Here is a 6,732-nt window from a genome sequence, read left to right as displayed (position 1 = left end):
GACACCCTCCAGGACATGCTGCGGTGCTGGACCGGCATCTGCACCACCTGCGGCCGTCCGCTCACCAGAGCCAGAACCTAACGAAGCACTACTAGCCCATGTATGCGGCCACTTCATCCACGGATACGTTGCCGCCACAGACCACCAGTCCGAGCCGCGCGCCTTCGCCGGTCTTGGCCAGGACGCGGCGGGCCGCGGGCACGAGACAGCCCGCGGCGGGCTCGGCCCACACCTTGGCGTGCTCGGCCAGCTCCTGCACGCCGGCGAAGGCCTGCGTCTCAGGTACGACGAGCACTTCGTCGACCAGGTCGCGCACCATGTCGTAGGTCAGCGGGGACACGCTGGGAGCGCCGAGCGTGGGGATGCGCGAGTCGACGGCGACCGGCACAGGACCGCCGCGGGCCAGCGCCTGCGACATGGCATCGGCACCAGTGGTCTCCACACCCCAGACGCGTACGCCCGGTCGCAGAGCCCGCAGCGCCGCCGCCACGCCGGAGATCAATCCGCCACCCCCGATGGAGACCAGCACGTCCGTCAACTCGCCCGCGTCCGCGGCGAGTTCGAGCCCCACCGTGCCCTGGCCCGCGATCACCACCGGATCGGCGAACGGGTGCAACGGCGTGAGCCCGCTTGCCTGGAGCCGCTCCATGAGGGCGAAGGCCTCGTCCACAGTGGCGGTCAGTTGCACGTCGGCACCGGCGGCACGAGCGATCTCCACCGAGCGTGGCCGAGCGCTGCGCGGCATCACGACTGTGGCGCGCACTCCCAGGACGGCGGACATCTCCGCCACGGCCACACCGTGGTTGCCGCCGGACACCGCGACCACACCGGCCGCGCGCTCCTCGCCGGTCAGCGTGAGCAATTTCGATACGACACCGCGCGCCTTGAACGACCCGGTGCGCTGCAGCAGTTCCAGCTTCACCGTCACGGGAACACCGAACAGTGTGCTCAGCCCCGGACTGGTCACCGTGGGAGTGCGCACCACGTGACCGGCGATCCTGTCCGCCGCGGCTTCCAGCTCCTCCATACCGATCATCGCGCGCTCCTCACAGTTGTGTCCGGGGCTCCTTACGACGTGTTGAGTCACTGATGGAACCTCCAGCGGCCCTCAGAAACGACATCCACCTTGCCGTCCCTGACGCGGACGGCCGTGTCGTCGTCGATGAAGTAGATCGGGAAGTCCGCCCGCTCAACGATGCCATCGACCCAGGCGTCGTCCCGCTCGGGGAAGTTCGGCGAGTACAGGTGGGGCTTGAGATACCAGTCGAAGAGGCCGAACGGCGGCTCCACGGTCGTCGCACCGAGCAGGTGGAGGTCCTTGGAGTCCCCGATGATGTCGGCGGAGTGTTCGGTGAGATGACGGCTGAAGACCATCGACCCGGCGCTGACCCCCACATAGACCCGGTCCTCCAGCGCCTCCAGGAAGCCCTCGGCCAGACCGTTGCCGGTGATGCTGCGCGCGAGGTGGTAGTGGTTGCCGCCCTCGACATAGATGACGTCGGCGTGGAGCAGCCGGTCGAGCACCACTTGCCGGGGCAGGCCGTTCGGCTCCAGGACGTCGAACTCCCGCCAGCCGAGGCCATGCAGGCGGTTCAGGTCCTCGACGAACCACCCATGGTCCCCGGGCTCGGCGACCGACGCCGTGGGAACGAACACGACGTTCGCCGATCCGAACGGCTTGCCCAGCATGTCCCGCAGTGCACCCCGGAGTGTCTCGTTGCGCAAGCCACTCGCCGTCAACAGAAAGTTCATCGCGCGAGCCAAGCACGGCCGACGGGCGCGCGCAACGAGCCCGGGGCCCTGGCCTACTTGCCGCTGTAGACGGGGAACGCGCTGTGTTCCCCGTAGTCCACGTGGCGCAGGCCGCGCAGCGCGTCCATGTCGACGTCGGAGACCTCGAAGTCGACTTCGGCGTTGGAGCGCATGTGTGCGGGGTTCGCCGTCTTGGGGAGAGACACCGTGCCCAGTTGCAGGGTGTAGCGGATGCACAGCTGCGGGACGGAGACGCCGTACTTCTCGGCCATCGCCTTGACCTCGGCGTTCTGCAGGATGGCGCCGTGGGCGATCGGCGAGTACGCCTCGACGAGGATCTGCTTGCTCTCGCAGTAGGCCAGGAGGCCGGAGGGGGTGTTGCCGGCGTGGACAAGCAGTTGGTTCACGTGCGGTACGACGGTCGCGCCGCGCAGGATGTTCTCCAGGTCCTGCTGCTGGAAGTTGGACACCCCGATGGAGCGGATCTTGCCGGCCTTGTGCGCCTCTTCGAGCGCGCGCCAGGCCTCGCGGTTGCCCTCGGCGTAGTCGCCGCCGCGGAAGTCGTCCCACGGTTGCGGGCTGTGGATGAGCATCAGGTCGATGTGGTCGAGCCCGAGCTTCGCCAGTGACGCGTCGATCGCTTCGACCGCCCGGCCGTAGTCCTTGATCTCGGCGGCGAGTTTGGTCGAGACGAACAGTTCGTCGCGGGGTACGGCGGCGGTGCGTACGCCCTCGCCGACGCCGCGCTCGTTGCCGTAGGCCTGGGCGGTGTCGATGTTGCGGTAGCCGATCTCCACGGCCGCGCGGACCGCTTCGGCCGCCTTGTCGTCGTCGATGAACCAGGTGCCGAGTCCCAGCTTGGGGATCTCGACGCCGTTGGACAGTGTGTAGGTGTCGTCCAGGATGGTCATGCGGTCGCTCCGTTCCTCGGCAGCTCGCCGTACACCTCGTCGGTGACGGGTTCGAGCCATTCGTTGCTTACGCCCTCGCCGGGCGTGATGAGGGCGACGTGGGAGAACCACGAGTCGGCCTTCGCGCCGTGCCAGTGCTTCGTGCCCGCCGGGACGCGGACCACCGTTCCCGGCTCCATGCTGATGGGGTCCTCGCCGTCGGCCTGGTACCAGCCGCTTCCCGCCGTGCACAGCAGGATCTGGTCACCGCCGCCGCCCGTGCCGTGGTGGATGTGCCAGTTGTTGCGGCAGCCCGGTTCGAACGAGACGTTGCTGACGGGGACGCTTCCCGGGGCGAGCGGCGCCAGGTAGCTCTGGCCGGTGAAGTACTGGGCGAAGGCGTCGTTCTTCTCGCCGAGCGGGAAGATCTGGTCGAATTCGTTGGCGGTCATTTCGTTCGTTCCTTCTTTCTGTTCCAGCGCGTCGCGCTGCTGTTCCGGCGCGTCGCGCCTAGCGATTGACGTACGTCATGTGCTCGGCGTTGTAGCGGTCGCCGCTGACGCCGACCCGCTGCGCGAGGTCGTCGAGATCGGCCACCTCGTCCGCGGACAGCGCGACGGCCGTCGCGGCGTTGTTCTCCTGGATGCGTGCCGTGCGGCGGGTGCCGGGGATCGGCACGATCCACGGCTGCTGTGCGAGCAGCCAGGCCAGCGCTGTCTGGCCCGGCGTCGCGCCCTTCGTTTCGGCGAGCTGCCGAACGTGGGCGACGAGCGCCTGGTTCGCAGCCAGGTTCTCCGCCTGGAAACGCGGGACCCGGTGGCGGATGTCCCCGTCGGTGAAGACCGTGGACGTGTCGACGGCTCCGGTGAGGAATCCCTTGCCGAGAGGGCTGAACGGCACGAATCCGATGCCGAGTTCGGCGAGTGTGGGCAGCACCTCGGCCTCGGGATCCCGCGTCCAGAGCGAGTACTCGCTCTGGACCGCCGTCACGGGGTGCACGGCGTGTGCCGCGCGGATGGTGGCGGCCGAGGCCTCGGAGAGCCCGAAGTGCCCGACCTTCCCCTCCGCGATCAGCTCGCCGACCGTGCCCGCGACGTCCTCGATCGGCACGTCGGGATCGACGCGGTGCTGGTAGAAGAGGTCGATCATGTCGGTACGGAGCCGCCGCAGGGATGCCTCCGCCACCCGGCGGATCTGCTCGGGACGGCTGTCGAGACCGACACTCCGGCCGTCCTGGATGTCCCAGCCGAACTTCGTGGCGATCACGACCTGGTCGCGGATCGGCTCCAACGCCTCACCGACCAGCTCCTCGTTCACGTAGGGCCCGTAGACCTCGGCGGTGTCGAAGAAGGTCACTCCCTCGTCGACCGCGGAGCGCAGCACGGCGATCATGTCGTCGCGGCTGCCGGGGTTGGGGCCGTAGCTCTGGGACATGCCCATCGCGCCGAGCCCGATCGCGGACACGTCCAGGCCTTGTCCGAGGGTTCTGGTGTGCATGATCAACCTTCCTGGGTCGAGGTCCGGTGTCCGCCGCGCGGCGGACCCGCGGCGGGCGTCGCGGCGAGGCTCGCGAGCAGTTGCAGGCGCTCCTGGCTGGGCGAACCGGGCTCCGCGGCGTAGATGAGCAAGGACAGGCCCGGCTCGGCGGTCAGCTCCATCCCCTCGTACGTCAAGGTGAGGTCGCCGACCTCGTGGTGGTGGAACTCCTTGGTGCCCGATCCGTGGCGGCGCACATTGTGTGCTCCCCACCGGGTGCGGAATGCGTCGCTGCACGTGGACAGCTCGCCGATCAGGTCGTGCAGCTGCTTGTCCCGGGGGTCCCGGCCGGCTTCAGTGCGCAGGATCGACACGGTGACGTCCGCGGCCGCCTCCCAGTTGGGGTAGAACTCCTCGGCCCGTTCGTCGAGGAAGCAGTGGCGCGCCAGGTTTCCCTGGCCGGGGCCGTCGAGCACCTCGTCGTAGAAGGCGCGCCCGAGAGGGTTGGTGGCGAGGACGTCCATGCGGCCGTTGCGTACGAAGGCGGGCCCGAGGGCGATGGCGTCCAGCGCGCGGGCCAGGCTGTCCCTGGGCGCCCATTTTTTCTTCGACCCGCGTCTGCGCACGGGCCGCGCCGCGCCATTGGCCGCTCGGGCAAGGTCGAAGAGGTGCTCGCGTTCGGCGTCGTCCAGCCGCAGCGCCCGGGCGAGCGACTCCAGGACGGCGTCCGAGACACCGGCCAGCCGGCCGCGCTCGATCTTCGCGTAGTACTCCGGGCTCACGTCCGCGAGCATCGCCACCTCGCCGCGCCGCAGGCCCGCCACCCTCCGGTGCCCGGAAACCGGCAGCCCCGCCTGTTCGGGCGTGAGGTTCGCTCGTCGGGACATGAGGAACTCCCGTGCTTCATTGCTGGCCCTCGCGTCCATGCGTTCCACGCTAAGGCGCGAAGCCGCTGTGAGGGATGCCCTGCCAGTACGCCCCTCGCCGGAATCTGCACGACGATGACAAAAATCGACGGTGTGTAGACTTTGAGGTGAGGGAGCAACCAGGCTCCTTCCGAGTCCCAGCTGGGAGAACAATGCAGGAACAGAAGTGGCTCATCACCGGCGTCAGCACGGGCCTCGGACGTGCGTTCGCCCAAGCGGTCCTGGCCGCCGGGCACACCGTCGTCGGTACAGTCCGCTCGGAGAAGGACCTGCGGGCCTTCGAAGAGCTCGGCCCCGGGCAGGCTCACGGCCGCATCCTGGACGTGACGGACGGCGACGCCGTCTCGAATGTGATCACAGAGGTAGAGCAGAGCGTCGGAGCTTTGGATGTCGTCGTCGCCAACGCCGGCTATGGCCTGGAGGGCACCTTCGAGGAGACGCCGCTGGCCGAGGTGCGGCGGCAATTCGAGGTCAACGTACTCGGGACAGTGGCCACCCTGCAGGCAGCACTGCCCCACATGCGCCGGCGTCGCCGCGGACACCTGATGGCCGTCACTTCCATGGGCGGGCTCATGGCCGTGCCCGGCATGTCCGCCTACTGCGGCAGCAAGTTCGCGCTGGAAGGCATCCTTGAGGCGCTGGGCAAGGAGGTCGCGCAGTTCGGGATCCACGTGACGGCGATCGAGCCCGGCTCCTTCCGTACCGACTGGGCCGGACGGTCCATGACACGCGCCGCGCAGTCCATCGACGACTACGACGAGCTGTTCACCCCCATCCGCGAAGCGCGGCAGAAGGCAAGCGGGAACCAACTGGGCAACCCGGCCAAGGCCGGGGAAGCCGTCGTGCACATCACGACGGTGGACCAGCCGCCGGCCCACCTCGTCCTGGGCTCGGACGCGCTGCGACTGGTCACCGCCGCGCGCACGGCCGTGGACGAGGAGATCCGCGCATGGGAGACGCTCTCCCGTACGACCGACTTCGCCGAGGGTGCTCAGCTCTGATGCCCGGCCACCACCCCACGCGAAGCCGACGTGCCGCCGAACGCAAGGGCGATGTCCGGGAGCGGGCCATTCTGGACACCTGCGAAGCTCTGCTGGCGCGGAAGGGCTACGACGCCATGACCGTCGGCGACATCGCCCAGGGCGCCGGCATCACACGCGGCGCCCTGTACTTCTACTTCGGCTCCAAGCAAGAAGTGGTCACGGCGCTCGTGGCCCGGACGGTTGAGCACCTGTGGGAACGGTCCCGGGTCACCGCGCAGGCCGATGAGCCGCGCCAGGCCATCGCGGCAGCCATACGGCGCACGGTCGACCTGTGGAACGAGCACGGCCTGGTCATGCGCACGGCGATCGACCTGTCCCTGACAGTGCCGGAGATCGGCGAGCTGTGGAACCACACGGCTGACCTGTTCATCGCGGCTATCACCGCCGTCCTGGAACGAGCCGGCATCCAGGCCGGCGCCGCACCGGACCAGGCCCCGGCGATGGCACGCGCCCTGTGCTGGATGATCGAGCGGACCTTCTACCACGCCTCGCAGGAGTCCCGCGAGAAGCTCCAAGATGCGTCGGAGACTTGCGAACACATCTGGCTGGTCAGCGCCGGCCTGACCGTCTGATTCATCTGGCATAGACGGTGGAGCACAAGAACCGGGCCTCGCGGTTTCGGCAGGACAAGCCGACGAGATCTCG

8 protein-coding genes are annotated in these 6,732 nt (G+C 68.7%); 2 read left to right on the top strand and 6 right to left on the bottom strand.

Annotated features, from left to right (window positions below; genetic code table 11):
* Window positions 1-91 precede the first annotated feature (91 nt).
* Genes ABT004_RS23730 through ABT004_RS23705 form a run of 6 tightly spaced genes read right to left on the bottom strand, consistent with a single transcriptional unit; the run spans window position 92 to window position 5,044 of the window.
* Complete coding sequence (locus ABT004_RS23730) at window positions 92-1,036, bottom strand: threonine/serine dehydratase family protein (RefSeq protein WP_351340308.1); 945 nt, start codon at window positions 1,034-1,036, stop codon at window positions 92-94.
* A gap of 47 nt (window positions 1,037-1,083) precedes the next feature.
* The gene (locus tag ABT004_RS23725) at window positions 1,084-1,752 is read right to left on the bottom strand and encodes a Type 1 glutamine amidotransferase-like domain-containing protein (protein WP_351340305.1); all 669 of its coding nucleotides are present in this window, start codon (window positions 1,750-1,752) and stop codon (window positions 1,084-1,086) included.
* A gap of 53 nt (window positions 1,753-1,805) precedes the next feature.
* Entirely contained in the window at window positions 1,806-2,663 is an 858-nt protein-coding gene (locus ABT004_RS23720; RefSeq protein WP_351340302.1) for an aldo/keto reductase, read from the bottom strand.
* Window positions 2,660-3,094, bottom strand: a complete 435-nt coding sequence (locus ABT004_RS23715; protein WP_351340300.1) for a cupin domain-containing protein — start codon at window positions 3,092-3,094, stop codon at window positions 2,660-2,662. Before ABT004_RS23715 ends, ABT004_RS23720 begins: the two co-directional genes overlap by 4 nt.
* A gap of 58 nt (window positions 3,095-3,152) precedes the next feature.
* Window positions 3,153-4,139, bottom strand: coding sequence for an aldo/keto reductase (locus ABT004_RS23710; protein WP_351340297.1), 987 nt, complete (start codon window positions 4,137-4,139; stop codon window positions 3,153-3,155).
* A gap of 2 nt (window positions 4,140-4,141) precedes the next feature.
* The gene (locus tag ABT004_RS23705) at window positions 4,142-5,044 is read right to left on the bottom strand and encodes a helix-turn-helix transcriptional regulator (protein WP_351340294.1); all 903 of its coding nucleotides are present in this window, start codon (window positions 5,042-5,044) and stop codon (window positions 4,142-4,144) included.
* A 152-nt stretch (window positions 5,045-5,196) separates the two neighbouring features.
* Here ABT004_RS23705 and ABT004_RS23700 point away from each other — a divergent pair, with 152 nt between their 5' ends.
* Both ABT004_RS23700 and ABT004_RS23695 read left to right on the top strand, forming a co-directional pair.
* Window positions 5,197-6,045: an oxidoreductase gene (locus ABT004_RS23700; protein ID WP_351340291.1), complete on the top strand. Its 849-nt coding sequence runs from the start codon at window positions 5,197-5,199 to the stop codon at window positions 6,043-6,045.
* The gene (locus ABT004_RS23695; RefSeq protein ID WP_351340289.1) at window positions 6,045-6,659 is read left to right on the top strand and encodes a TetR/AcrR family transcriptional regulator; all 615 of its coding nucleotides are present in this window, start codon (window positions 6,045-6,047) and stop codon (window positions 6,657-6,659) included. Before ABT004_RS23700 ends, ABT004_RS23695 begins: the two co-directional genes overlap by 1 nt.
* Window positions 6,660-6,732: the final 73 nt, after the last annotated feature.

Origin of the sequence: Streptomyces sp. NPDC002790 (assembly GCF_040295505.1) — a bacterium.
Classification (GTDB): Bacteria; Actinomycetota; Actinomycetes; order Streptomycetales; family Streptomycetaceae; genus Streptomyces.
This window is presented reverse-complemented; position numbering and strand designations above follow the sequence as displayed.